Source organism: Rhizobium sp. P28RR-XV (assembly GCF_012641385.1).
GTDB lineage: Bacteria > Pseudomonadota > Alphaproteobacteria > Rhizobiales > Rhizobiaceae > Rhizobium.
Genome location: NZ_JABAIG010000002.1, coordinates 603,407 through 629,095 on the forward strand (window position 1 = coordinate 603,407; position 25,689 = coordinate 629,095).

Below are 25,689 nucleotides of genomic sequence, written 5' to 3' on the forward strand. Positions count from 1 at the left end.
CGCTCTCCCCCTTGTGGGGGAGATGTCGCGACAGCGACAGAGGGGGGTACCGCACTTTCAGCGTGCTCGGGGCCTACGATCGAGCGAACCCTCAAGCATCCCCCGCCTCCCATCCCAGCATTGCCCGCTTGCGCGTCAGCCCCCAGTGATAGCCCGTAAGCTGCCCATTCTTCCCAAGCGCACGATGGCACGGTACGACGAAGGAAATCGGGTTGCGGCCGACAGCGGCACCCACGGCCCGCATCGCCGTCGGCTGGCCGATATCCTTGGCGATGTCGGAATAGGTCACGGCGCGGCCCATCGGGATCTTCAAAAGGCTTTCCCAGACACGAAGCTGGAAATCCGAACCGATCAGCACGACCCGCAGCGGCTCGTCGCTCGACCAGTTGGAGCGCTCGAAGATGCGCGCCGCATAAGACGCGGTCGCATGCGGATCCTCGATGAACTCAGCATTCGGCCAGCGGCAGGTCATGTCGGCGAGGCACGCCTTTTCATTGCCGGAATCGCTGAAGGCAAGGCCGGCAAGGCCGCGATCCGTGACCATGATCAGCGCAAGGCCGAAAGGGGAGATGTGAAACGCATAGCGCATCACCAGACCGCCGCCTCTGGCCTTCCATTCGCCCGGGGACATCGCCTCATGCGTGACGAAGAGATCGTGCAGCCGGCTGGGGCCGGAAAGGCCGACTTCGAAGGAGGTCTCCAAGAGCGGCAGATCCTCCTTGCGCAGAAGCCTCTTGGCATGATCCAGCGTGACGGCCTGAAGGAACGCCTTGGGTGACAATCCGGCCCAGCGCGTGAACGTCTTCTGCAATTGGGTCGGCGATTGGCCGAGCCGCCCGGCAAGCATCTCCAGCGACGGCTGGTCGCGATATTCCTCGGAGATGAGTTCGATGACCTCCCGCACGGTCTCGTAATCCTGACCTTCCGGGGTGATGTCTTTCTTCAGCTGTGCAATCGCATTCATGATCTTTCTCCTTGGAAAGGAGAAAACCACGGCAAGAGGGCTAAAACCACCCGTTTCTTGCGCAAGTGGCCTCTCTGCGGAAATGTGATGCGGCGTGTTCGAACGATCAGTTCATATCCTCTGCGTGACCGTCGCCAGCGCCCGCTTGAAGGCCTTGGCGAAGCTCTCGCGATCCTCCGGATTGAGGAAGGAGCCGACATCGGTGTCATGGCTTCTGTCGCCGACATGCATCGACACGACCCCGATCTCACGGTGGCGGCGAACGAGGAAGCGCGTCCAGAACGGGTTGAAATCATGTTCCACCATCCGCCCCGTTGGCGAGAACTTGCGGATGGAAACATTGGTGCGCGACACGGTGACCTCTTCCCGCACACGGCCAGAGCGGTAATTCAGCCGGAAGGCGCCATAGAGCAGGAGGAAATCAGCGCCGAAGAAGATGCCGATTGGCCACGCTCCACTGGTGATGAACAGGACGCTGTAGACGAGACAGAAGCCACCCGCCAAGGCCAGCATGACCCTGAACCCCTTTCGCCCCAGCGAGCGATGAGGGAACAATTCGGCAGCGAAGACCGGCCTGTTGCCGTCTGCCGCCGTATCGGCATTGCGTTCCGTCATAGGAGTTGAGTATAGGTCGTTCATGGCAAATCCCAAGACCAAATCCAGCGCCCAAACCGCGAAAAAGTCAAATGCGACCGCAGGCCGCAAGCCGAGCGGAAAGAGCCTCTATTCCAAGACCGATCTGGAAGAGATCTTCCGCCGCTTCTCAATCCAGCGGCCGGAGCCGAAGGGTGAGCTGGAGCACGTCAATCCTTTCACGCTTGTCGTCGCGGTGGCGCTTTCAGCGCAGGCGACCGATGCCGGCGTCAACAAGGCGACGCGCGCCCTCTTCGCCATCGCCGACACCCCGCAGAAGATGCTCGACCTCGGCGAGGAGCGCATCCGCGAATACATCAAGACAATCGGCCTATATCGCAACAAGGCGAAGAACGTCGTCGCCCTGTCCGAAAAGCTGATCACGGATTTCGGCGGCGAAGTACCGCGAACGCGCGAAGAGCTGATGACCTTGCCGGGCGTCGGCCGCAAGACCGCGAATGTCGTGCTCTCCATGGCTTTCGGCCAGGCGACGCTCGCCGTCGACACCCACATCTTCCGCATCGCCAACCGGCTGCTGCTGGCGCCGGGCAAGACGCCGGATGAAGTGGAGCAGCGGCTGATGAAGATCATCCCCGATCAATATCTCTACCATGCGCATCATTGGCTGATCCTGCACGGGCGCTATTGCTGCAAGGCGCGCAAACCGGAATGCGAACGCTGCGTCATAGCCGATCTCTGTCGCTCGCCGGAAAAGACCTGGGATATCCCCGCCCCTCTGGTCGAACTGCCAGCGCAGATTATCGGGGCGGAAGCGGCAGGCTAAGCCTGCCTTAACCGCAGGCCAATCTCCTTGTGCGAGATCAGCTTGTGCAGATGCACCATCATGCCTGCCGCAAACAGAGGCGTCAGCAGGTTGAGAAACGGGATCGCCAGAAAGGCCGCGATCACCAGGCCGGCGAGGAAGACCGTGAGCGCGTGCTTGACGCGGAATTCACGCGCTTCATCCGGCGAGTGGAAACGCATGGCGGCGAATTCGAAGAACTCCCGGCCGAGCAGATAGCCGTTCACCAGAAAGAAGGCGACCAAGTTGACGCCTGGAATGAACAGCAGAAACAGCGCCACGATATTGCCGACGATGACCACGCCGAGAAACCGCACGGAGCTTTTCATCGCCGCTGCGATCGGCATCGCCGTTCCGGGCGCATCGCCGGGATAGTCGCGCTGTTCCACCACCTCGGCGACATCATCGAGAAAAAGGCCCGCGATCAATGCCGTCACCGGCGAGATCAACAGCGCCATCGCCAGGGCCAGGACAATGCCGGCAAAGATAGCAAGAAAGAGCGTAACCCAGCCCGTCCAGTCCGCCGTCGATGGCATGAAGCCCTGCAGCCAGGGCAGGACGAAAGAGTTGAACACACCGCGCAGCGCAAACCACAGCGCAACCAGCGCCAGCAAAGTCAGCCCCAGAACTTTCCAGAAAACCTTGCGCGTCTCCGGCGCAAAAAGATTGGTAAGGGAGAGACGTGCAGCAAGAACAATCATTCGGTCGACCTCTTTTGATGGCAAATGAACACCTAGGAAGTGGTTGTACCGATATCAATATCTCGCGCCACTGTATGAAATACGTTCAATTAAAAATTTGAATTATTGTAATATATTTTGCACTAATATATCCTGTTCGCCACATTAAGAACAACAATCGAAACAAGACCAGCCGCTCAATTAGATTTGAATGAGCGATTGAACCAGGAATTGGCGCAACCGAACATCGGAAAGACCATCGACGAGGCGTAAAAATTGGAAGACCTTAGCCAGAAACTTAGACAATATATCAAGATCGGCACGCCGGCTGAGCGAAGAATTGCTAAGTATTTCTCAGAGCATCTGAATGAACTACCGTTTGAGACGGCATCCTCAGTCGCCGACAGGCTGGAATTGAGCCCTATGACGGTCGGACGGTTCCTACGATCTCTCGGCTATCACGGCCTGGACGGGATCAAGGTGCATCTCAAGGAAAATGCACCCACGCTTACGTCATCATTGCCTAACATTCTCGAGCAGCTTCAGAAAGATGCCAGCGAAGGTCGTCCGCTTGCGACGCAGATTGCCGAACAGGTCGAAATGCTGCGGCATATCTACAACCTCGCAAGCCAGCCGCAGTGGCAGGAAGCGACCATGGCCATCCTGTCCTCTAGCAATGTCTTTGTCGCCGCCCACCCCAGCCTTGCGGGGATCGGCCGCCATTTCTGCGACCGCCTGACCTTTGCCCGCGATCAGGTCCTGTTTCTCGACGGAGCCAATGGCAGCTATATCGAACTGTTCGGCGAGCGATCCGAAGAAGGGCTGCTTGTCATCATCGATTCGCCGCGCTTCGTTTCGTCTCGCCTGCTGGCCCGCTCCGCGCGCCGGTCCGGATGCAAGGTTCTGCTGGTAACAGGCCAATTCACCGAATGGGCGCATGAATTCGCAAACATCACGCTGTCCCTGCCGCCGCAGCGGGCCAATAACCGCGAAAACCTTGCGGCCATAATGTCGCTGCTTGAATATCTGGCCGTGGCCGTCGTTCAGGCCGCCGGCGAGACCGCCGAAACCAGAATTCGCCGCATAGAAGAGCTTCAGGGCATATTTGCCCACGCCCCGCTCCGGTAAGCCGTCCTATTCCATGGCATCCAGTTCCGCCCGGTGGCGGTACATGGCGAGGAAGCGTCGGTAATCGCGGTCGTAGAATGCCTTCTTTCCCGCGTTTGGGAGTCGTTCGTGACCGCCCGGATGCATGGCAGCGCCGGCCGCACCCAGGCTTTCATGCAGACCGCAGGAGACGGAAGCGGCGATCGCCGTGCCCAGAAGCACCGTCTCGTTCATCTTCGGGATCACGACCTTGCAGCCGGTCACGTCGGAATAGAGCTCCATGAGCAGCGAATTCTTCACGTGGCCGCCGGCCACATGCAGCGTGTCGGGTACATAGCCGTAATCCCGCATTCGCTCCAGGATGTGACGGATACCGAGCGCAATGCCGACGCTCGTACGCCAGTAAAGCCGGCAGAGGCCATCGAAGGACGCATCCAGCGTCATGCCGCTGATGACGCCCAGCGCATGCGGATCGGCAAGCGGCGAGCGGTTGCCGTGAAAATCGGGCAGAATATGGATGCGTCCGCCGAGAGAATCGCCTTCGGCAAGCCGCAGCTCCGCGATCCGCCGGACGATGCGATCATGCAACGCCGCCGTCGGAGACCCGCCGGCCGCATGCATGCTGACGATATGATCAAGCAGCGCACCCGTTGCCGACTGTCCGGCCTCGGCAAGCCACATGCCCGGAAAGACAGCCTCGTAATAAGGCCCCCACATGCCGGTGCTGCGCTTGCGCTCGCGCGCAAAGGAAACGACGCAGCTCGAGGTTCCGGCAATCAGCGCCAGTTGATGTTCCAGCATGTCGGCATCGCCGGCATGGGCGGCAAGCGCACCCAGCGCGCCGGCATAGGCGTCGATCATGCCCGCGCCGACATGGCAGACGCGATCGAGCCCTAGCGCTTCGGCCGCCTCGGCCGTCAATGTGCCGATGCTCCCGCCGACGGCGACACTCTCTTCAGGCAGGCCACCGCGCTCGCGCAGGTCGCCGAGCCCGATCACGTTGAGGAAATCGGCCTGCCAGCCCGGCTCGCGATGTGCAAGATAGTTCCATTTCGCCACCAGCGTCGAGCGCGAGCGGGCGAGCGAGCCGGTCGCCTTCCACGTCATGAAATCGGCGAGATCGAAGAAATAACCGGCCTCGGCCCAGCTTTCCGGCAGATTCTCCTTCAGCCACATCAGTTTGGGCATTTCCATTTCCGGCGACATGAACTCGCCGGAATAATCCAGGACCTCGTGCTTCGTCGCCGTGCAATAATCCGCCTCGGCAAGCGCGCGGTGATCGAGCCAGACGATGGTGTCGAACCTCTTCTCGCCGCCGGTGGAAACGGTGAGCTGCTTGCCGTCGCGGTCACGCACGACCAGCGAGCAGGTCGCATCGAAGCCGATTGCGCCGATGACGGATGCATCGGCGCCGGATACCTTCACGGCCGCGCGAACGGCGGCACAGACGGCAGTCCAGATATCTTCGGAATCATGCTCGGCGTGGTTTTCACGCGGGCGATTCATCAGGATCGGATGTTCGCTTTTTCCCAGCAGTGAGCCGCTCGCCGTGAAGACACCGGCGCGTGCGCTGCCTGTGCCGATATCGACCGCAACCACGTGATCACGCATGCAAAAGAGGTCCCGACCACTTATCTCATGTTGCGGACAAGTTGTATCAATTCCGGCATCGCGTCAAACACGACTTCCGGCGAAAGCTGCTCCAACTCAGCCCGATAGCTCGGCGAATGGGCATGCGAACCGCCGGTGAAGGCAAAGACCGTCATGCCGGCCGCGCGCGCCGCTGTAATGCCCGCCGGGCTGTCTTCAACGACAATGCAATCCTTCGGCGGCACACCCATCTTTTCGGCCGCATAAAGGAAAAGATCCGGCGCGGGCTTGCCGCGCTTGACCATGCTGGCGCTGAAAATATTCGGCTGCAGCTTGTCGAGAAGGCCGGTCACGCCGAGCGAGAGGCGGATGCGCTCCAGCTGGCTCGACGAGGCGACACAGCGCGGCAGCAAAAGCGCATCCAGCGTCGCGGCAATGCCGTCGATCGGCTTCAGCTCATGCTTGAAGCGTTCGTAGAGATTATTGCGAACCCGATCCAGAAACGCCTGGTCGATGAAGACATCGAACTCCGTCTGCATCGTATCGACAAGCGTTGCCAGGCTCTTGCCGAGGAAGCGGCTGTAGACATCCTCTTCGCTCATCTCGACGCCGATATCGTGCATCGCCTGGATGAGCACGTCGACCGACAGCGGCTCGCTATCAACAAGCACGCCATCGCAATCGAAGATTACGAGCCCTGTTCCCTCACCCGCCATCACAGATCCAACCTGAATTCTGTTGTTGTCCCGCCAGCCCGAAAACCGGCATGGCAATGGAAAACGGCCGGAACAGGAGAAGTCCGGCCGCTTGAAATTATTCCGCGAGTTTGTTGTCCAAGTATAGCTGCAGGGTGACGCGGGTACCCTTTTCCCACAGCGTTTTCAGTGCATGCGCGAAGCGCTTGCGGAAGAGATCGGACTTTGCGACATCGCCGAAAATATCGTCGAAGGCCAGGAAGGCATTCGGATCGTCCTTCGCCTTGAGGGCGGCTTCATACAGCCGGTCAGCGCTGGCGTCATTGAAAACGATCTCCTTGCCGCTGTCGCTCTTGCCGGCGAAGTAGCGGCACCAGAGAGCGGAAACGAGTGCGAGGCCGACGATATCCTCGCCGCGGCTAAGCCGATCGGCCGTGGACGGCAGGATGAACTTCGGCTGGCGGTTGGAGCCGTCCTGCGCCAGACGCGGGATGGTATCGGCGATCTTCGGATTGGCGAAGCGCCGCTCGATCAGCTTGAAGTAGTCGGCAAGCACCGTGTTCGGCACCGGCGGGATCACGGGGATGATCTCGTCGTTTTCGAGCTTGGCGAGGAAGGCGCGGATCAGCGGCTCTTCCATGGCTTCATGCACGAAATGGATATCCATCAGCGCGGCCGGATAGGCGATCGCCGCGTGGCCGCCATTGAGGATGCGGATCTTCATATGCTCGTAAGGGGTCACGTCGGGCACGAAGGTCACGCCGACCTTCTCGAGCGCCGGCCGGCCTGCGGGGAAATTGTCCTCCAGCACCCATTGCTTGAACTCTTCGCAATAGACGGGCCAGTTGTCCTCGATATCGAAGGCTTCTTTCAGCAGGTCGATTTCGCGCGCGCCCGTTGCCGGCGTGATGCGGTCGACCATGCCGTTCGGGAAGGCGACGTTTGCCGCGATCCAGTCGGCGAAGGCCGGGTCGGACAACCGCGCCGTACCGACGACGGCGGCTTTGGTGACGCCGCCATTATGGGGAATGTTGTCGCAGGACATGACCGTGAAAGGCTGTAGACCGAAGGCACGCCGTGCCTTGAGGCCGGCGACGATCAGGCCGAACACCGTCTTCGGCGCATCCGGGTTCTGCCCGTCGGTGACAATCGCCGGATGAGCAGGGTTGAACTTGCCCGAGGCGTCGATGAAGTAGCCACCTTCGGTGATCGTCATCGAAACGATGCGGATCGTCGGGTCGGCGAGCTTGGCGATGGTGGCCTTTGCATCGCCGACCGGCAGGATATCGATCATCGGCGCGGTCACGCGCGCGGCCGTGCGATTATTGTCCTGCTCGACGACGGTCGTTAGAAAATCCTGGGCTGCAAGCTTTTCCCGCATGGTCACGTCGGACGGCAGCACGCCGGCACCGATAATCGCCCAGTCATGGGCCTCTCCGGCGTTGAAAAGATCGTCGAGATAAACAGCCTGGTGGGCGCGATGGAAATTACCGACACCGAAATGCACGATGCCCGCCGAAAGCGATTTCGGATCGTAAGCAGGAATGGCCGCCTTTGCAGCCGCCTGCTGAAGAGTTACGAGCGATAATTTGCACGTCATGTCTCTCGTCCTTCTGAAGGGTCTCTGGCGCCGGGCGGTTGGGGAAGACCACACCGGCTGGTATGCTTGCCATCCGCGGAGATCGATGCGGCGCGGCAGAGATGCGCTGGCCGTGCCCGCTCAAGCGCGCACGGCCTCGGCCTTTGGCTCAGATCGACAGCCCCTCGGCATTGAACCGGTGAATATGCGCCTTGTCGGGGGTCAGGTAGACGGTATCGCCGGCCCGGGCCGGAAAATCGCCCGAACCGCGCGCGGTCACCGTGCCGATTCCCTCGACGTCGATGTGCAGGAAGGTGTCGGAGCCGAGATGCTCGGCAACGAGCACCTTGCCCTGCCAATCACCGGAGCTGGTCGACAACAGGACGTGCTCCGGACGAACGCCAATGGTGTCGCCGCCGAGGCTCTGTGCATAAGCGCCCTTGACGAAATTCATCTTCGGCGAGCCGATGAAACCGGCGACGAAGAGATTGCGCGGGCTGCGATAGAGTTCCAGCGGCGAACCCACCTGCTCGATGTTGCCACGATTGAGCACGACGATCTTGTCGGCCATGGTCATGGCTTCCACCTGATCGTGCGTCACATAGACCATCGTCGTCTTTAGCTGTTGGTGCAGCTCGCTGATCTCGAGGCGCATGTTGACGCGCAGTGCCGCATCCAGGTTCGACAAGGGCTCGTCAAAGAGGAAGGCTGCCGGCTGGCGCACGATGGCGCGGCCGATGGCGACGCGCTGGCGCTGGCCCCCAGAAAGCTGGCGCGGCTTGCGCTCCAGATAGTCAGTCAGGTTGAGGACGCGCGCGGCATCCGCGACCTTCTTGTCGATTTCCGCCTGCGGCATGTTCGCCATTTTCAGCGGAAATGCGATGTTCTTGCGGACGCTCATATGCGGATAGAGCGCGTAGGACTGGAACACCATGGCAAGGCCGCGGTCGGACGGCTTCAGATTGGTGCCGTCCTTGCCATCGATGAGGATCTGGCCGCCGGAGACGTCTTCGAGGCCGGCGATCAGGCGCAGCAGCGTCGACTTGCCACAGCCGGACGGGCCGACGAAGACGACGAACTCGCCATTATCGATTTCCAGGTCGATGGAAGGGATGACCTTGGCTTCGCCGAAGACCTTGGAAACTTGCTTGAGAACAATGCTACCCATGCTTGTCTTCCTTACTTAACCGCGCCGAAGGTGAGGCCGCGAACGAGTTGTTTCTGGCTGAACCAGCCGAGGATCAGGATCGGAGCGATCGCCATGGTCGATGCCGCCGAAAGCTTGGCATAGAACAGGCCCTCCGGACTGGAATAGGAGGCGATGAACGTGCTCAACGGCGCCGCGTCGACGGCGGAGAGGTTGAGCGTCCAGAAGGCCTCGTTCCATGCGAGGATGATGTTGAGCAACATCGTCGAGGCAAGGCCGGGGATCGCCATCGGCGTCAGGACGTAGATGATCTCTTTTGCCAGCGTCGCACCGTCCATGCGGGCCGCTTCGAGAATTTCGCCGGGGATTTCCTTGAAGTAGGTATAGAGCATCCAGACGATGATCGGCAGGTTGATGAGCATCAGGACGACGACCATGCCCAGCCGGCTGGCGAACTGGTTGTTCAGGAGACCGAAGCTCTGGAACAGCAGGTAGATCGGGATGAAGGCGCCGACCGGCGGCATCATCTTCGTCGACAGCATCCACATCAGGACGTCCTTGGTCCGCTTGGTCGGCGAGAAAGCCATGGCCCAGGCGGCAGGTACCGCGACGAGCAGGCCGAGAATGGTCGAACCGAAGGCGATGATGACCGAATTGCCGAAGTGGAGGAAGTAATTGGAGCGCGACTGCACCTCGAAGTAATTCTCCAGCGTCCAGTGGAAAAAGAGGAACTGTGGCGGCGAGGCGATGGCATCGCCCTCCGTCTTGAAGCTCGTCAGGATCGTCCACAGGATGGGGAAGAAGATGAGGATTGCCACGACCCAGGCGGCGACCGATACGACGATCTTGCGTTGCGTGCTGATCTTGCGTGCCATCTCAAGCCTCCAGATTCTTGCCGACTGCGCGCATCAGGAAGATCGCGACGATATTGGCGAGGATGACGGCGATGATACCGCCCGCCGATGCGCCGCCGACGTCCTGCGACAGAACGATCTGCGAATAGACCAGATAGGTCAGGTTGGTCGTGGCCGTGCCCGGTCCGCCGTTGGTGGTGACAAGGATCTCGGCGAAGGCGGACAACAGGAAGATCGTCTCGATCAGGATCACGACGGTGATCGCGCGTGCCAGATGCGGCAGGGTGATGTAGATGAACTTCGAAACCGGCCCGGCGCCGTCCATCTCGGCGGCTTCTTTCTGCTCCTCATCCAGCGACTGCAATGCGGTCAACAGGATGAGCGTCGCGAAAGGCAGCCATTGCCAGGCGACGATGATAATGATCGACAGCAGCGGAACCGTCTCCAGCCAGGTCAGCGGATCAAGCCCGAAAAATTTGAACAGATGCGCCAGAAGCCCGTTCACCGGGTTCATGAACATGTGCTTCCAGATGAGGGCGGCAACCGTCGGCATCACGAAGAAGGGCGCGAGCACCAGCATGCGCACAATGCCCTGGCCGAAGATCGGCTGATCAAGAAGGAGAGCCAGTGCGATACCGCCGACCACGGTAATCAGCAACGCCCCGCCGACGAGCAGCAGCGTCACGACCAGCGAGCTTATGAAAGCGGGATCGGTGATGAAGTATTCGTAGTTGAGCCAGCCGATGAAATCATGCGTGCCGGGGTTCAGCAGATTGTAGTTCAGCGTCGAGAAATAGATCGTCATCACCAGCGGGACGATCATCCACGCGAAGAGGAGCAGAACCGAAGGCGCCATCATGACGCGGGCGGTGGAACGGGTGTGCAACGTTGCCATGGCAAGTACCGACCTATCTTTGATCAGGAAGGGGTGGCCGCGGGCCGGCGGAAACGAAAAGGGCCGCCAAGGGCAATTCGGGCGCTCGGCGGCCTAGGGGAAAGCAGCACTCGAGAGGGTGTGCCGCTTTCCTTAGCTTCAAAGGCCCTTACTTCGGGTAGCCGGCCTTCTTCATTTCGCGTTCCGTCAGCTGCTGGGCAGCCTTGAGCGCTTGATCGACGGAGATCTGGCCGGCAAGAGCAGCGGAGAACTGCTGGCCGACAGCGGTGCCGATGCCCTGGAACTCCGGGATAGCGACGAACTGGACGCCGACATAGGGAACCGGCTTGACAGTCGGATGGGTCGGATCAGCCGAGTTGATCGAGTCGAGCGTCATCTTCGCGAAAGGTGCTGCCTTCTGGTAGTCCGCATTCGCGTAGAGCGACGTGCGGGTGCCGGGAGGTGCGTTCAGCCAACCTTCCTTCTGTGCGACAAGGTTGGTGTATTCCTTGCTGGTTGCCCAGGAGATGAACTTCTCGGCAGCTTCGGTCTTCTTCGAGGAAGCCGGGATGGCGAGGTTCCATGCCCAGAGCCAATTGCCGCGCTTGCCGAGGCCCTTGTCCGGCGCCAGAGCGAAGCCGACCTTGTCGGCGACCTTCGATTCCTTCGGATCGGAGACGAAGGATGCTGCAACCGTCGCGTCGATCCACATCCCGCACTTGCCGGATTGGAACAGCGCCAGGTTTTCGTTGAAGCCGTTGGAAGAAGCGCCCGGAGGGCCGGCATCCTTCATCAGCTTGACGTAGAAGCTCAGCGTATCCTTCCATTCCGGCTGGTCGAACTGTGCCTTCCACTTCTCGTCGAACCAGCGGGCGCCGAACGAATTCGACATCGCCGTCAGAAATGCCATGTTCTCGCCCCAGCCTGCCTTGCCGCGAAGGCAAATGCCGTAGACTTCATGGTCCTTGTCGGTGATCTTGCGGGCTGCATCGGCGACGAAGTCCCAGGTCGGCGCATCCGGCATCTTCAGGCCGGCCTTCTCAAACAGGTCCTTGCGATACATCACCATCGAGCTTTCGCCGTAGAACGGTGCCGCATAGAGCTTGCCGTCGGTGGTCAGACCGCTGCGGATAGCCGGGAGAAGGTCATCCGCCGCATAGTCCTTGTCGGCGGAAAGCTTGTCGAGCGAGGCAAGCCAGCCAAGCTTGCTCCAGATCGGCACTTCGTAGGTGCCGATGGTCAGCACGTCGTACTGGCCGGCCTTGGTAGCGATGTCGGTCGTAACCTTCTGGCGCAATACGTTTTCTTCAAGCGTGACCCATTGCAGGTCGATACCCGGGTTCTTCGCTTTGAAATCGTCCGTAAGCTTCTGCATACGAACCATGTCGCCGTTATTGACCGTCGCAATCGTGAGGGTTTCTGCGGACGCCAGGCCGGCAAACATCAGCGCCGAGCAGGCGCTCAGCAATAAAGTTTTCAATTTCATATCTTCCTCCCAGAAGATTAAAAATGAGCATTCGCTTTGCTCGTGGGCAATTACTCGCTTATTGCGACAAAATGTCAATGCGGATTCGTTGCTGCATTGCCGAGCAAGCATCCCATCTCTTTGTTTTTACGGAAAAATTTTTTGCTCAATCCCTGAGCAAAAATTCAGCAACTGCCTCGTCGGTGATCAAACCGTTGATTTGCCGGCCGGCAACTGCCGCCTTGATCGCCTCGAATTTGCGTCTTCCCTTGGCGATTCCGATGACCGAACAGGTGTCCCGTGACGGTATCGGCGCGCTGGCGACGCGATCATTGACGTCATCAGGCATGAGCTTGCCATCGCCATCGAAAAGCCAGCCGCAGATCTCGCCGGCAGCACCGCGGCTCATCAACGCCAGCATCTCCTCTCTCTCGAGGAAGCCATCGAGGCAGAGCGGCGCTTCGATGCCCATCTCGCCGATGCCGACGAAAGTCACGTCGGCCTGGGCGCTGATATCCAGCGTCGAGCGCACCAGCGCCTGCGCATGCAAGAGTTCGCGTTCTTCGGCCGACGATACCAGCACCGGCAGCGGCATCGGAAAATGCCGCGCCTTGATGACGTCGGCCATGCTGAAGATAACGTTATAATAGGCGGCTGAACCGTCCGGACCGATATTGCCGGTCAGCGACACCACCCGGTGCTGCAGACATTCGATGGCCGGCAGCTGATCGACCGCGGCCTTCAGCGTGCGGCCCGTGCCGATCGCCAGCACGATCGGGTCGCTGCGCCGCAGCCAGCGTTCGATTTCGGCGGCCCCGGCTTCGGCAATGCCGATGGTGGAGGAGGTGCTGTCCGGATCGCTCGGCACGACATCGACATGGCGGAGATTGAATTTCGCTTTCAGCGCCGCGGCATATTCCAGACAGGCGGCGATCGGGTGATCCAGCCGCACCTTGATCAGCCGCTCCGCAACGGCAAGCGATACCAGCCTCTGCGCCGACTGGCGGGAGATTCCCATTGCGACCGCGATCTCGTCCTGCGTCCGGCCGGCGACGTAATAGAGCCAGCCGGCCCGCGCCGCATCGTCAAGCCGCCCCTGGGAATCCAGCTTTCTCGCCATCGCCTTCCTTTATCGAAACAGCACTGTTGTCCGAATATCGGATCATTCAGTTTCCGGCGGGATGACGCCCTTGGTCAAGGTGAAACAACCATAGAAGCGGCGCTCGCCGGTCTGAATGACGCAGTAGGCGTCCTTGGCGCGCTCATAGAAAGCGTAGCGCTCGACCGGCGACAGCGGCCAATGCTTTCCCTCGGCCTTATCGATCGCTGCCTGAACCTCGCGCTGAACCTGCGGTACCTCGTCGGGCGCGCCGACCACTTCCATGCGCGTTGCCGCATCGTCGATGAACGTATCGAGCGGCATCAATGACAATATCGCGGCAACCGCGTCGGCGGCCGGCACGTTATCGATGCGCAGCAGCTCGCCCAGGACCGTCTGGCTTGCAATGGCTTCCGCCGGGAAATTCGTATCGACGACGACGAGCATGTCGCCATGTCCCATAGATTTCAGCGCGTAGAGCACGTCCGCATTCAACAGCGGCGAAATTCCCTTCAGCATGACCGGGCATCCTCCAATAGCCTATGGCGGCCACCCTCGGCCGCTTGGTTCTCCGCGCAAACAAGTAACCATCGCGTTCCTGTCTGTCCATAGGCGCCGGGAACGTTTTCGGCAGGCGGATGCCCCAAGACCTGTGCATCCGGGCGTGGCTTATTTCGGCCCTTATTGACCCGATAGGTTCGTCGGCATTAACTAAAACGCGTTCAATGGTTGAGAGGTGCAGGTGCGCATTCTTCTGGTAGAGGACGACGACACGATCGGCGGCGCGGTTCGCGACCATATCGCGGCAGGCCCGCACGCCGTTGATTGGGTCAGGAATCTCGCCGATGCCGATGAAGTTACCAGCGCCGTACAGTATGGCCTTGTCCTTTTGGATCTGCAGCTTCCCGACGGCAGCGGCATCGATTTTTTGAAGCGGCTGCGCCGCAGGCCCGACGAAACACCCGTCATCATTCTCACGGCGCGCGACCAGATTTCCGATCGCATCGAGGGATTGAACAGCGGCGCCGACGACTATCTCGTCAAGCCGTTCAATCTCGGCGAGCTCACGGCCCGCATCCTGGCGGTAGCCCGCCGTTATACCGGCAGTCCGCAGCCGACAATCCGCTTTGCCGATCTTGAAATCGACCAGCCGCAACGGCGTGTCCGGCTGGAGGGCAAGGATGTGGTGCTGACGGGGCGCGAGTGGGCCGTGCTCGACCTGCTGGTTGCAAGGCCTGGCGCCATCGTCTCGAAAGACAAGATAGAGGAAGCCCTCTACGCCTTCGGCTCCGAGATAGAGAGCAATACGGTGGAAGTCTATGTCAGCCGCCTGCGCAAGAAGATCGGCAGGGACCGGATCCGGACGGCACGCGGCGTCGGCTATTGCCTGGGTGAGCGATGACGCAGCCGCAAAGCCCAAGCCGCGGCAGCATCACCCGTCGCCTGATCGCGGCACTCACGGGTACTGTCGTCGTCTTCTGGCTGATTGCAGTCGGTATCGGCGTCTATGTCGTCAACAAGGAGCTCTCCGAGACCTTCGACGGCGCGCTGCAGGAAACCGCCGAACGGCTGATGCCGCTGGTGCTCGACGATCTCGCCAATCGCGACCATTCGGGCGATCCGCAAAGCCTGGAAGAGCTGAACAAGGGGCTGAACCGCGAATATCTGATCTATCAGGTGCTGGATGCGAACGGCAAGGTCATCCTGCATTCCCACGATGCGCCGGCGACAGCCTATGACGTGCCGCTGAAGATCGGCTTCCACAATACGCCGCGATACCGGATCTATACGGAATCATCGGCTGATGGCACGATCTTCCTGCATGTCGCGGATGCCTTCAAAAATCGCCGCGAAGCATCGCGCGAAAGCGGTGTCGCGTTGCTATGGCCGCTGCTTGCCCTCATTCCCGCCAGCATCGTCGCCATCGGCTTCGTCGTCGGTCGTTCGCTCAGGCCGATCGACCGCCTGCGATCGCAGATTGCCACCAAGGACAGCGGCAATATGGCGCCATTGGACAGCGAGACGCTGCCGCGCGAGCTGCAGCCGATTGCGCGCTCCGTCAATCTGCTGCTCGACCGCCTGCGCCTGGCCCTTGAAGCCGAGCGGGAATTCACCGCCAACAGCGCCCATGAGCTGCGCACCCCGATCGCGGGCGCGCTCGCCCAGACCCAGCGCCTGATCGCCGAACTGCCGCAAGGGCCTCTGACGGACCGCGCTGACCGCATCGAGACATCGCTTTCCAATCTGGGGCGGTTGGCGGAGAAACTGCTGCAGCTCTCCCGCGCTCAAGCCGGCATCGGCGCGGGCGACAAACCGGCCGATTTGATCGCCGTCATCGAAACCGTCATCGGCGACTATGACCGCGACACCGGCACGGCCGGCCGCGTCCAGCTGGAAAATGACGCAAAGGCGAAACTGATCCGCAATGTCGATATCGACGCCTTTGCCATCGTCATGCGCAATCTTATCGAAAATGCGTTGATCCACGGCCCGGACGATGACGAAGTAACGGTCCAGGTCGATGATCGCACCATCCGCGTCATCAATGGCGGCATCGTGCTTTCCGCAAATGAACTTGCCGGTCTGAAGAAGCGTTTTCGGCGTGGCAAAACGAAAGCGGCAGGCTCCGGCCTGGGCCTTTCGATCGTCGAGCGCATCGTCGAGCAGATCGGCGGACATCTCGATCTGCTGTCACCCGCGACGGGCAAGACCGACGGCTTCGAAGCCAGGGTCACGCTGCCGGCCGATTGACGATGGCGCGGCCCAGCAAGGATTGATCTTGCAAAGACCGGTAAAGGGTGCGAGCAAGGCCGCATGTTTCCAGCGGGTCGATATTCATGATCGTTTCCTTCGACATCGGCGGCAGCGCCATCAAAGGCGGCATCGCCCGCTCCATGACGGATATCGTGCCGCTGGCCCGGCGCCCTACGCCCAAGCATGATTTTGCCGAATTCGTCGCGGTCCTGCGCGATGTCATCGCGGAAACAGACGAAAAGCCGGACTGCCTCTCCTTCTCCATTGCCGGCGTGGTCGATCCCGATACGCAGGCGCTGACCTGCGCCAATATTCCCTGCATCCACGCCCGGCACCTTGCAGCCGATCTGGAAGCGGAACTCGGCTATCCCGTGCTGATCGCCAACGACGCCGATTGCTTCGCCATGGCCGAAGCCATGTCCGGCGCCGGCCGCGGCCATCGCATCGTGTTCGGCGCCATTCTCGGCACCGGCGTCGGCGGCGGCCTGGTGGCAGACGGCCGGCTGGTCAACGCCGCTGGCGGCTTTGCCGGGGAATGGGGCCACGGTCCCATCATCGCGTCCTTCGCCGGCCATCCGCCGGTCGCCATCCCCGCCTATCCCTGCGGCTGCGGCCAGAAGGGCTGCGTCGATACGGTCGGCGGCGCCCGCGGCATCGAACGTCTGCACAAGACGCTTCACGGCCTGGAACTATCCAGCGAAGAGATCATCGACCAATGGCGGAAGGGCGATGAGCGCGCGGAACGCACGATCGACATCATGGTCGATCTGGTCGCTTCGCCGCTCGCATTGACGGTCAACATAACAGGCGCGACCATCGTGCCGGTCGGCGGCGGTCTTTCCAACGTCGAAGCGCTGCTGGCGCGCCTGGATGAAGCGGTGCGCGCCCGCATCCTGCGCAAGTTCGGCCGGCCGCTCGTCGTGCCCAGCCAGTGCAAGCCGGAGCCGGGCCTCATCGGCGCCGCCCTGCTGGGCCTGCAATATGCCGGGGAGCGCGGCCATGCTGCTTGAGGTCTGCGTCGAGGATATTGCCGGCCTGAAAGCCGCCGTCGAGGGCGGCGGCGACCGTATCGAGCTTTGCAGCGCGCTCGCTGTCGGCGGCTTGACGCCCAGTGCCGGGCTGATGGCTGCCGCGGCGAATATTCCTGTTCCAGCGTACGCCATCATCCGCCCGCGCGCCGGCAGCTTCGTCTATTCTGCCGATGAGCTCGACGTCATGAAGCGCGACATCGACGCGGCCCGCAATTCCCGGCTGCCGGGCGTCGTGCTTGGAGCCTCCCTTCCGGACGGGCGATTGGATTTTGACGCGCTTGCCACCCTCAGCGCCCACGCGGAAGGTCTCGGCACGACGCTGCATCGCGCCTTCGATCTTGTCCCCGACATCGAGGAGGCCGTCGACATGGCCATTTCCCTCGGTTTCGAACGCATCCTGACGTCGGGCGGCGCAAAGACCGCCGCGGAGGGCGTCACCGTGCTCGAACAGGCGATCGCCGCCGCAGCCGGCCGGATTTCCATCATGCCCGGTTCCGGCGTCACGCTCGCGACGGTCGATCAACTATGGCCGCGCCTGCGGATCGGCGAGATACATGCCTCCTGCTCCGCAGCTGTTGCCGAGACGGACGAGCGCGTCGTCGCCCTCGGCTTCTCGGCGCCGTCGGCGCGCCGCACGGACGCCGCGACCGTCAAGGCGCTCAAGACGTATTTCGCCTGAAGTAATGTTTTCGAACGCGTGCAGCGTTTGCTGGCAGCGATATGCGAAAACCAAAGCGCCGAAGCACAAGACGCAACGGGCAGATGGCCACGCACTTTAGGCAAGGCCATGAATTGACAAAGAAACATTAGAATGATCAATCGTTCATAAACGCATATGCTGTAGCCATGGACAGGCTGCACAACATACAGTCGCTGCAGCAAGATTGGGTTCCTAGGGAGCAGCTGTGATCTGAACCATGTCGGTGGCGCCACCTAGCAAGAAAAGCAGGGCTGTCTTCTGGATTGCGACGATCGTCATCGGCTCGATCATCCTGGCGACCGCGCTCATTGCCAACGACATGCGTAACCTCAGGGCGCTGGACAGCCGCTATCATCTCAACCTGTTTCCTCAACCGGAACAGCAGGCCGCACCCTCTCCGCCGAAGCCCGACCAAGCGCAGCAGCCGGCACATCTCGCTACGGCAAACACTCCAGCCGAACATGCGCCGGCGACAGCACCCGAGGCGCCGAGGCACGACCGCATAAAGCCGACGGGCAATGCCGCCACTCGACAATTTCAGGCAAAGAGATCCCATCTGCTGGACGCTCCCGTCGACGCCTTGCTGAGCGCCTTCGTGCGCAGCTGGCGGATATCGGGTCCAACACTTTGCGCCGATCTTGAAAAGTTCGGCTTGTCCGTAGGCGAATGGCGGCAAAGCGAATTGGGAGTCGGCACATCGGAATGCAGCTATGCCGTCCAGAAGGGCGCCTATGGCAACGCGAACGCGGCTTCCTTCTTCATCATCGCGCGCGGCAAGCCGACCGGCGAAATCGAGACCATCCGTATCAAGGTGATCATGCCCGACAATAACGATGGCAAGGCCGTTGCCGGCACCTTCATCGACACTGTGGTCCTGCTGCTGAACGAGACCCATTGGCTGGACTTCCAGGTGGCGCTGAATGCGATCGGCACGCTTCAGGACGTGACGCTGGAGGCCTTCGGCGCCAAGCTCGCCTTTTTCAAGGAATTCCAGAGCAACAACAATTTCAACCTTCAGCTCGAATTGCGCAGAACGGCACCCGAGCAGATCCGAACCGCCATTGTCTTCGACAAGACGCGCTGGACCCTTCCCTCTCCCTCTTCCCCCTAACTAGCCTGGTTTTTGTTGCACCGCGCCATGGATGGTGCTCATATAGGCAACGATTCCGATGGCCGGCGGATCACCGGCCGCCAGCACCATGTTTCCCGAGAGCACGAGGCGGTTTCCGAAGGGATCCATGCAAATCGTCAAACGCGCCGGTCCCCAGCCGGGCGTTGGAAAGCCACTACATTCCATGGATTCGACAGACCCCAATCCGCAGGGCCAGACTTTCGCGGTCGAACGTAACCCTCGTCTGCGCTACATCATTCCCGCCGTCGTTGCCGTTGCCTTCCTGATGGAACAGCTCGACTCGACCATCCTCATCACCGCCGTCCCCGATATCGCCAAGAGCCTCGGTACGACGCCGGTACGAATGAACCTCGCCGTCACGACCTATATCCTGACGCTCGCCATGTTCATCCCGGTGAGCGGCTGGTTTGCGGATCGCTTCGGCGCGCGCCGCATTTTCGCACTCTCGCTCTTCATCTTCACGCTCGGCTCGATCTTGTGCGGCCTGGCGACCAGCCTGCCGATGCTGATCGCCACCCGCGCGCTGCAGGGTTTCGGCGGCGCGATGATGACGCCGGTCGGGCGTCTCATTCTCATCCGCAGCTTCCCACGCAGCCAACTCGTGACTGCCATGACCTATATGACCCTGCCAGCCGTCATCGGGCCGGTGATCGGCCCCGTGCTCGGCGGCTTCCTGACGACCTATCTTTCCTGGCGCTGGATCTTCTGGGTGAACCTGCCCTTCGGCCTGATCGGCATGTTCATGGCGCTGCGCTACGTCGAGGACACGGACTGCGACGAGACGATCAAATTCGATTTTCCCGGCTTCGTCATGGTCGGCCTCGGCTGCGTGCTCCTGCAATACGGTATCGAGAATATCGGCCGTCCAGCCATTCCGGTCTGGGGCATCTTCCTCGTTCTCGCTGCCGCCGCCCTTCTGCTGGTCGGCTTCGTCCGCTATGCGAGAACGGCGAAATGGCCGGCCGTGGATCTGACCTTGTTCAAGCTGCGCACCTTTCGCATCGGCACGCTTGCCGGCGGCATCTGTCGCGTCGGGTTGAACGGCGTGCCCTTCCTGCTGCCGCTGATGCTGCAGATCGGCTTCGGGCTGAGCCCGATCGTCTCGGGCACGCTGACCTTCGTCAGCGCTCTCAGCGCGCTCGCCGTTCGGCCGGTTTCGGCAAAACTGCTGAAGCTCTACGGCTTCGATCGCATGCTGACCTGGAGCGCCGTGTTCGGTGCCGCCGTCGTCGCCGGCTTCGCGCTGATCACGCCGGATACGCCGCACTGGTTCATCATCGTCTACGTCTTCATCTTCGGGCTGGCGCGGGCCGGACAGTTCATGACCTCCAACACCCTGTCCTATTCCGACACGCCAGCCGCCCAGCTCAGCCGTGCGACCAGTCTCGGCGGCGTCCTGCAGCAACTGAGCGTCAGCTTCGGCATCTCCGTTGCCGCGATGCTGCTCGGTCTCGTCACGCTGGACGGATCGGCGCTGACGCCGGAAAAATTCCACACGGTATTCCTGCTGATGGCAGTCATTCCCCTTCTTGGCATACCCGGCTTCCTCAAGCTGCAGCCGGAAGACGGCGCGCAGGTGAGCGGCCATCGGCGCCCGCCGAAAAACCGGCCATAGCGATTGGAATTTTATGCCGCGAGCGCCGAAGCGCGAGGATGGACGAGATGCTCGCGAAGCACCGCCCCCGAGCGGTCGACCTCCTGCATCAGCACGTCGTAACTCCACAGATCGGCCAGGTGCTGCAGCACGCGCTTGGCATCCATATCGTCAAGCAGCGCGCCGTTCAGCACGGTATGCCTGACCAGAAGCCGTCTATCGCCGGCAAGATCGACATCGGTGATCTCGATATGCGGATCGATCCAGCCGACATCATACTGCCGCGACAGTTCCCGCCGGATGCGCCGGTAGCCACGCTCGTCGTGAATGGCGGCAACCCTCAGCCCCTCGTCCTCTTCCGGGTCGTCGGTCAGTTGGAACATGCGCATCTGGCGCATCAGGTGCGGGCTTAGAAATTGCGCCACGAAACTCTCGTCGCGATAGTTTGCCCAGAGATCCCGCAGCACCGCCATGGCATCGCCGGTGCCGGCAATCTCGGGGAACCACTGACGATCCTCTTCCTTCGGCCTCGTCACGATGCGCTCGATATCCTGCATCATGGCAAAGCCGATTGCATAGGGGTTGAGGCCGGAATAGCGCTGATCGTTGAAGGTCGGCTGGAAAACCACATTGGTATGCGATTTCAGGAACTCCAGGAAATCGCCGTCGCCAATGCCGCCGAGCTCGTGCAGCCGCGTCATGATGCGATAGTGCACGTAGGTCGCCGTGCCCTCGTTCATCACCTTGGTCTGGCTCTGCGGATAGAAGTATTGGGCCACGTGCCGCACGATGCGGATGATCTCGCGTTGCCAGGGTTTCAGGCGCGGCGCCATCTTTTCCAGGAAATAGAGGATATTCTCCTGCGGCAGGCCTGCCAGCGAGCGTCGCCGCTCCAGATCGAGGTCATGGATCTTCTTGCCTGACCCGGCTGGAACCGTGCGCCAGAGGTCGTTGAAGATCTTCTCGTCATATTCGCGCCGTTCGCGCTCGCGTTTCTCCTCGTCGCGCAGGTCGGGCGTCTTCCTGCCGGCATAGCGATGCACACCATGCGACATCAGCGCATGCGCGGCATCCAGCGTGCGCTCGACGGCGGCGTGGCCATAGCGCTCCTCGCAGCGCGCGACATAGCTCTTGGCGAAATTGAGATAGTCGAGAATGCCTTCGGCATCGGTCCAGAGCTTGAAGAGATAGTTGTTCTTGAAGAAGTGGTTGTGGCCGAAGGCAGCATGCGCGATGACAAGAGCCTGCATCGTCGCCGTGTTCTCTTCCATCAGATAGGAGATGCAAGGGGAACTGTTGATGACGATCTCATAGGCGAGCCCGCGCAGGCCTTTGCGATAGAAGGCCTCGTGGTGGGCGAAGTGCTTGCCGAAGGACCAGTGCTTATAGAACAGCGGCATGCCGATCGAGGAATAGACGTCGAGCATCTGCTCGGCGGTGATGATCTCGATCTGGTTGGGATAGACGTTGAGACCAAGCTCGTTGACGGCGATCTTTTCGCAGGCATTGTGGATCCGCTGGATGGTGGCGAAATCCCAGTCCGCACCCTCGAAAAGCCGTTCCATCGATGCCTTTGCCATTATCCGCTCCTTGTTTCCGCCGTCCGGCGCTGGAAGAGATCGTGGAAGACCGGGTAGATCTGGCTGCGATCGCTGACACGCCGCATGGACAGCACCGGCCATCCCGCCTGCATCCGCTCGTAGAGCGACCAGATCGCCGAGCCGGACGAAATCGCGACACTGCGCGATTCACCCACTTCGAGATAGGCAAAATACTGGCAGACGGGCAGGATCTCGCTCGTCATCAGCGCCGCCGTCGTCGCATTATCGGAATAGGCATTGTCGCCGTCCGAGGCCTGCGCCGCGTAGATGTTCCAGTCCGAGGCGGGGAAACGATCGCGCACGATCCGCCGCATGGCTTCGAGAGCACTCGAAACCTGCGTGCCGCCGGTTGCCGGGCTGCGGAAGAAGGTCTCCTCGTCCACTTCCTCGGCGACGTCCGTATGACGGATGAAAACGATCTCGACGCGGCGGTACTGCCTTGTCAGGAAGATGTAGAGCATCATGTAAAAGCGCTTGGCGAGATCCTTCATGTGCTCGGTCATCGAGCCGGATACGTCCATCAGGCAGAACATGACGGCCTGTGCCACCGGCTTCGGCTCGTTCTCGAAACGGCGATAGCGGATATCGATCGGATCGATGTAGGGAATGCGCCGAACCTTCGATTCCAGCCTCTTGATTTCGGCTTCGAGCTGCGCGCGGCGCGTCTCGTCCTGGCACTCTTCCGCCTCTTCGATGAGCTTTTCGACTGTTTCCGGCTTCGGTCGATGCAGCGCCACACGGCGCATCATCGCGAGCCGCATCGTGCGGTTGATGGCAAGATTGGCGGGCGATCCCGTCACCGAATAGCCCGCGCGTACCGGGTTGATCTGGTCCGCCGACATCAGCCGCCGCTTGGCGAGATCCGGAAGTTCGAGATCGTCTAGGAAGAGATCGAGGAATTCATCCCGCGTCAGGATGAAGCGGAAGGCGTCCTCGCCCGTGCCGTCACCGCCGGCGCGGGGCCTGCCGCCGCCGCTTTCCGGCCGCGGCAGGATATCGCCTTCAATGAAGTCCTTGTTACCGGGAAGAATATGCTCCTTGAGGCCCTCCGGGCCGCGATGGAACCGAGGCTCCTCGGTTCCATCAAGGGGAATGCTGATTTCGCCACCCTTCAGAATGTCCTGAATGTCGCGATTTTGAGAGGATTCATAGACCGCTCTCTGCACCAGCGCTTTTGCTCTACGCAAAAACCGTTGACGATTTTCCAGACTTTTACCGCCTGGGTTCAGGCGTCTGTCAACAATGTGCATTCCTTCTTCCTTGGTGGCTCATCCCGCCTGTTTCACACGCATGTACCATTCCACAAGCCGCCGAACCTGGCGCTCGGTATACCCCCGCGCCATCATGCGCTCGACGAATTCGCCATGCTTCTTTTCCGTCTCGCCGTCCTTTTTGGAACCGAACGAGATGACCGGCAAAAGATCTTCGACCTGGGAGAACATCCGCTTTTCGATGACTTCGCGGATCTTCTCGTAGCTGGTCCAGGACGGGTTCTTGCCGCCGTGGCTCGCTCGTGCCCGCAGGCAGAACTTGACGACCTCGTTGCGGAAATCCTTCGGGTTGGCGATACCCGCCGGTTTTTCGATCTTGGTCAACTCCTGGTTCAGAAGTTCGCGATCGAGAAGCTGGCCCGTATCGGGATCCTTGAAATCCACATCCTCGATCCAGGCGTCGGCATAGTCGACATAGCGATCGAAAAGGTTCTGGCCGTAATCCGCATAGGATTCCAGATAGGCCTTCTGAATCTCGTTGCCGATGAACTCCGCATAGCGTGGTCCGAGTTCGCTCTTGATGAACTCGATATAGAGCTTCTCGGTTTCAAGCGGCAGCTGTTCCCGGCGGATCGCCTGTTCCAGCATGTACATCAGATGCACCGGATCGGCGCCGACCTCGATCGTGTCATAGTTGAAGGTCGCCGCCAGCACCTTGAAAGCAAAACGGGTGGAAGCCCCGTCCATACCTTCGTCGACACCGGCCGAATCGCGATATTCCTGCACGCTGCGTGCTCTCGGATCGGTCTCCTTCAGACTTTCGCCGTCATAGACCCGAAGCTTGGAGAAGGCCGTCGAGTTCTCGTGCTTGGAAAGCCGCGTCAGAACCGTGAAGCGGGCGAGCGTCTCCAATGTCGACGGCGCGCAGGGCGCGTCGCTGAGCTCGGATTCCTCGATCAGCTTCTCGTAGATCTTCTGCTCTTCGGTGACCCGCAGGCAATAAGGCACCTTCACGACACAGATACGGTCGATGAAGGCTTCATTGTTCTTGTTGGCCTTGAATGTCTGCCATTCCGACTCGTTTGAGTGGGCCAGGATGATGCCGGAGAAGGGTATCGCACCGATGTTTTCCGTGCCGATATAGTTGCCTTCCTGGGTTGCCGTCAGCAGCGGGTGCAGCATCTTGATCGGCGCCTTGAACATCTCGACGAATTCGAGAATGCCCTGGTTGGCGCGGTTCAATGCACCGGAATAGCTGTAGGCGTCGGGGTCGTTCTGCGCGAGACTTTCGAGCTTGCGGATATCCACCTTGCCGACCAGCGAGGAGATATCCTGGTTGTTCTCGTCGCCCGGCTCCGTCTTGGCGACGGCGATCTGGCGCAGCCGCGAAGGCTGGATCCGAACCACCCTGAAGCGGGAAATATCGCCCTCGAATTCCTCAAGGCGCTTGAGGCACCAGGGACTCATGAGCCCGGTCAGGCGCCGGCGCGGAATGCCGTAGCGTTCCTCCATCATCGGCCCCATGGTGACGGGGTCGAACAGGCTGAGCGGGCTCTCGAAGACAGGGCTCAGCTCGTTTCCGGCCTTGAGCACATGGATCGGATGCACCTCCATCAGCGACTTCAGCCGCTCGGCGAGCGATGATTTGCCGCCGCCGACAGGCCCGAGCAGGTAGAGGATCTGTTTGCGTTCTTCCAGGCCTTGAGCCGCATGGCGGAAGAAGGCGACGATCCGTTCGATCGTCTCTTCCATGCCGAAAAAACCAGAGAAGGCCGGATAGGTCCGGATGGTCCGGTTCATGAAAATACGCCCAAGCCTTGTATCCTTGGCCGTATCGATCAGCAGTGGTTCACCCATGGCTGCCAGAAGCCGCTCTGCCGCATTTGCGTACATGAGCGGATCATCCCGGCACGCTTCCAGGTATTCTGAGAATGACATCTCGACTTCGCGCCGTGCTTCGAAAGAACGGGCGAACGTGTTAAATAGCACATCGTTGTTTAACATGGCGCCTCGGTAGCTTGCTATTGCAATAAACGCCGGCTTTTACGAGATCACTTTATCCCGCTGTATCTAAGGTGCGGTATGAATCGCTTCGAATCAATAGGTGATCTGTCAATAATTCGTACGCTTGATTCCGAATGTCATCAATATCTTGATGGGATCATGCACCGAATTAA

The 25,689-nt window shown here is 60.6% G+C and carries 23 protein-coding genes; 8 read left to right on the forward strand and 15 right to left on the reverse strand.

The annotated features are described in order from the left end of the window. Positions 1–91: 91 nt before the first annotated feature. Positions 92–964, reverse strand: coding sequence for a methylated-DNA--[protein]-cysteine S-methyltransferase (locus HGP12_RS06515; RefSeq protein ID WP_168838059.1), 873 nt, complete (start codon positions 962–964; stop codon positions 92–94). A 111-nt stretch (positions 965–1,075) separates the two neighbouring features. Continuing rightward, the gene (locus tag HGP12_RS06520) at positions 1,076–1,579 is read right to left on the reverse strand and encodes a DUF2244 domain-containing protein (protein WP_168838579.1); all 504 of its coding nucleotides are present in this window, start codon (positions 1,577–1,579) and stop codon (positions 1,076–1,078) included. Positions 1,580–1,601: 22 nt separating this feature from the next. On the opposite strand from HGP12_RS06520, the gene nth reads away from it, so the two are divergent. Beyond that, on the forward strand, positions 1,602–2,381 hold the full coding sequence (gene nth, locus HGP12_RS06525; protein ID WP_168838058.1) for an endonuclease III: 780 nt from the start codon (positions 1,602–1,604) through the stop codon (positions 2,379–2,381). Here the strand turns inward: nth and HGP12_RS06530 are convergent. Next, positions 2,378–3,100: a sulfate transporter family protein gene (locus HGP12_RS06530; RefSeq protein ID WP_168838057.1), complete on the reverse strand. Its 723-nt coding sequence runs from the start codon at positions 3,098–3,100 to the stop codon at positions 2,378–2,380. The genes nth and HGP12_RS06530 overlap by 4 nt on opposite strands. 255 nt (positions 3,101–3,355) lie before the next feature. On the opposite strand from HGP12_RS06530, the gene HGP12_RS06535 reads away from it, so the two are divergent. Further along, positions 3,356–4,207 (forward strand): MurR/RpiR family transcriptional regulator, encoded by an 852-nt coding sequence (locus HGP12_RS06535; protein WP_168838056.1) that lies wholly within the window; start codon positions 3,356–3,358, stop codon positions 4,205–4,207. Positions 4,208–4,213: 6 nt separating this feature from the next. On the opposite strand, the gene HGP12_RS06540 is transcribed toward HGP12_RS06535, so the two are convergent. The 9 genes from HGP12_RS06540 to HGP12_RS06580 form a co-directional block, all read right to left on the reverse strand. Beyond that, entirely contained in the window at positions 4,214–5,797 is a 1,584-nt protein-coding gene (locus HGP12_RS06540; RefSeq protein WP_168838055.1) for an FGGY-family carbohydrate kinase, read from the reverse strand. Between the two features lie 20 nt (positions 5,798–5,817). Next, positions 5,818–6,492 carry an HAD family phosphatase gene (locus tag HGP12_RS06545; protein WP_168838054.1) on the reverse strand — a complete coding sequence of 225 codons (675 nt, stop codon included), beginning with the start codon at positions 6,490–6,492 and terminating at the stop codon, positions 5,818–5,820. Between the two features lie 97 nt (positions 6,493–6,589). After that, complete coding sequence (locus HGP12_RS06550) at positions 6,590–8,071, reverse strand: mannitol dehydrogenase family protein (RefSeq protein ID WP_168838053.1); 1,482 nt, start codon at positions 8,069–8,071, stop codon at positions 6,590–6,592. A gap of 148 nt (positions 8,072–8,219) precedes the next feature. Continuing rightward, complete coding sequence (locus tag HGP12_RS06555) at positions 8,220–9,218, reverse strand: ABC transporter ATP-binding protein (protein WP_168838052.1); 999 nt, start codon at positions 9,216–9,218, stop codon at positions 8,220–8,222. An 11-nt stretch (positions 9,219–9,229) separates the two neighbouring features. Continuing rightward, positions 9,230–10,072 carry a carbohydrate ABC transporter permease gene (locus HGP12_RS06560; RefSeq protein WP_168838051.1) on the reverse strand — a complete coding sequence of 281 codons (843 nt, stop codon included), beginning with the start codon at positions 10,070–10,072 and terminating at the stop codon, positions 9,230–9,232. Position 10,073: 1 nt separating this feature from the next. Next, entirely contained in the window at positions 10,074–10,946 is an 873-nt protein-coding gene (locus HGP12_RS06565; protein ID WP_168838050.1) for a carbohydrate ABC transporter permease, read from the reverse strand. 148 nt (positions 10,947–11,094) lie between these two features. Beyond that, positions 11,095–12,411, reverse strand: a complete 1,317-nt coding sequence (locus tag HGP12_RS06570) for an ABC transporter substrate-binding protein (RefSeq protein ID WP_168838049.1) — start codon at positions 12,409–12,411, stop codon at positions 11,095–11,097. 145 nt (positions 12,412–12,556) lie between these two features. Continuing rightward, positions 12,557–13,510 (reverse strand): sugar-binding transcriptional regulator, encoded by a 954-nt coding sequence (locus HGP12_RS06575; protein ID WP_168838048.1) that lies wholly within the window; start codon positions 13,508–13,510, stop codon positions 12,557–12,559. A 42-nt stretch (positions 13,511–13,552) separates the two neighbouring features. Further along, positions 13,553–14,008, reverse strand: a complete 456-nt coding sequence (locus HGP12_RS06580; protein ID WP_120665128.1) for an RbsD/FucU family protein — start codon at positions 14,006–14,008, stop codon at positions 13,553–13,555. 223 nt (positions 14,009–14,231) lie between these two features. Here HGP12_RS06580 and HGP12_RS06585 point away from each other — a divergent pair, with 223 nt between their 5' ends. The 6 genes from HGP12_RS06585 (at position 14,232) to HGP12_RS06610 (ending at position 20,721) form a co-directional block, all read left to right on the forward strand. Then, a complete protein-coding gene (locus tag HGP12_RS06585; RefSeq protein ID WP_168838047.1) occupies positions 14,232–14,891 on the forward strand; it encodes a response regulator transcription factor in 660 nt (219 codons plus the stop codon). Then, positions 14,888–16,240, forward strand: a complete 1,353-nt coding sequence (locus HGP12_RS06590) for an ATP-binding protein (RefSeq protein WP_168838046.1) — start codon at positions 14,888–14,890, stop codon at positions 16,238–16,240. The genes HGP12_RS06585 and HGP12_RS06590 overlap by 4 nt, the downstream gene beginning before the upstream one ends. A gap of 86 nt (positions 16,241–16,326) precedes the next feature. Beyond that, positions 16,327–17,253, forward strand: coding sequence for an ROK family protein (locus tag HGP12_RS06595; RefSeq protein WP_168838045.1), 927 nt, complete (start codon positions 16,327–16,329; stop codon positions 17,251–17,253). Continuing rightward, positions 17,243–17,953, forward strand: coding sequence for a copper homeostasis protein CutC (locus HGP12_RS06600; RefSeq protein WP_168838044.1), 711 nt, complete (start codon positions 17,243–17,245; stop codon positions 17,951–17,953). Before HGP12_RS06595 ends, HGP12_RS06600 begins: the two co-directional genes overlap by 11 nt. Positions 17,954–18,191: 238 nt before the next feature. Further along, complete coding sequence (locus tag HGP12_RS06605) at positions 18,192–19,085, forward strand: DUF6030 family protein (RefSeq protein WP_168838043.1); 894 nt, start codon at positions 18,192–18,194, stop codon at positions 19,083–19,085. A gap of 184 nt (positions 19,086–19,269) precedes the next feature. Then, positions 19,270–20,721 (forward strand): DHA2 family efflux MFS transporter permease subunit, encoded by a 1,452-nt coding sequence (locus HGP12_RS06610; protein WP_168838578.1) that lies wholly within the window; start codon positions 19,270–19,272, stop codon positions 20,719–20,721. Between the two features lie 11 nt (positions 20,722–20,732). On the opposite strand, the gene HGP12_RS06615 is transcribed toward HGP12_RS06610, so the two are convergent. From HGP12_RS06615 to HGP12_RS06625, 3 genes are read right to left on the reverse strand one after another with little or no spacing between them, the layout of a single operon-like run. Next, positions 20,733–22,280 carry a SpoVR family protein gene (locus HGP12_RS06615; RefSeq protein WP_168838042.1) on the reverse strand — a complete coding sequence of 516 codons (1,548 nt, stop codon included), beginning with the start codon at positions 22,278–22,280 and terminating at the stop codon, positions 20,733–20,735. Beyond that, positions 22,280–23,551, reverse strand: coding sequence for a YeaH/YhbH family protein (locus tag HGP12_RS06620; RefSeq protein WP_168838041.1), 1,272 nt, complete (start codon positions 23,549–23,551; stop codon positions 22,280–22,282). The genes HGP12_RS06615 and HGP12_RS06620 overlap by 1 nt, the downstream gene beginning before the upstream one ends. Positions 23,552–23,569: 18 nt before the next feature. Next, complete coding sequence (locus tag HGP12_RS06625) at positions 23,570–25,516, reverse strand: PrkA family serine protein kinase (protein ID WP_168838040.1); 1,947 nt, start codon at positions 25,514–25,516, stop codon at positions 23,570–23,572. Positions 25,517–25,689: the final 173 nt, after the last annotated feature.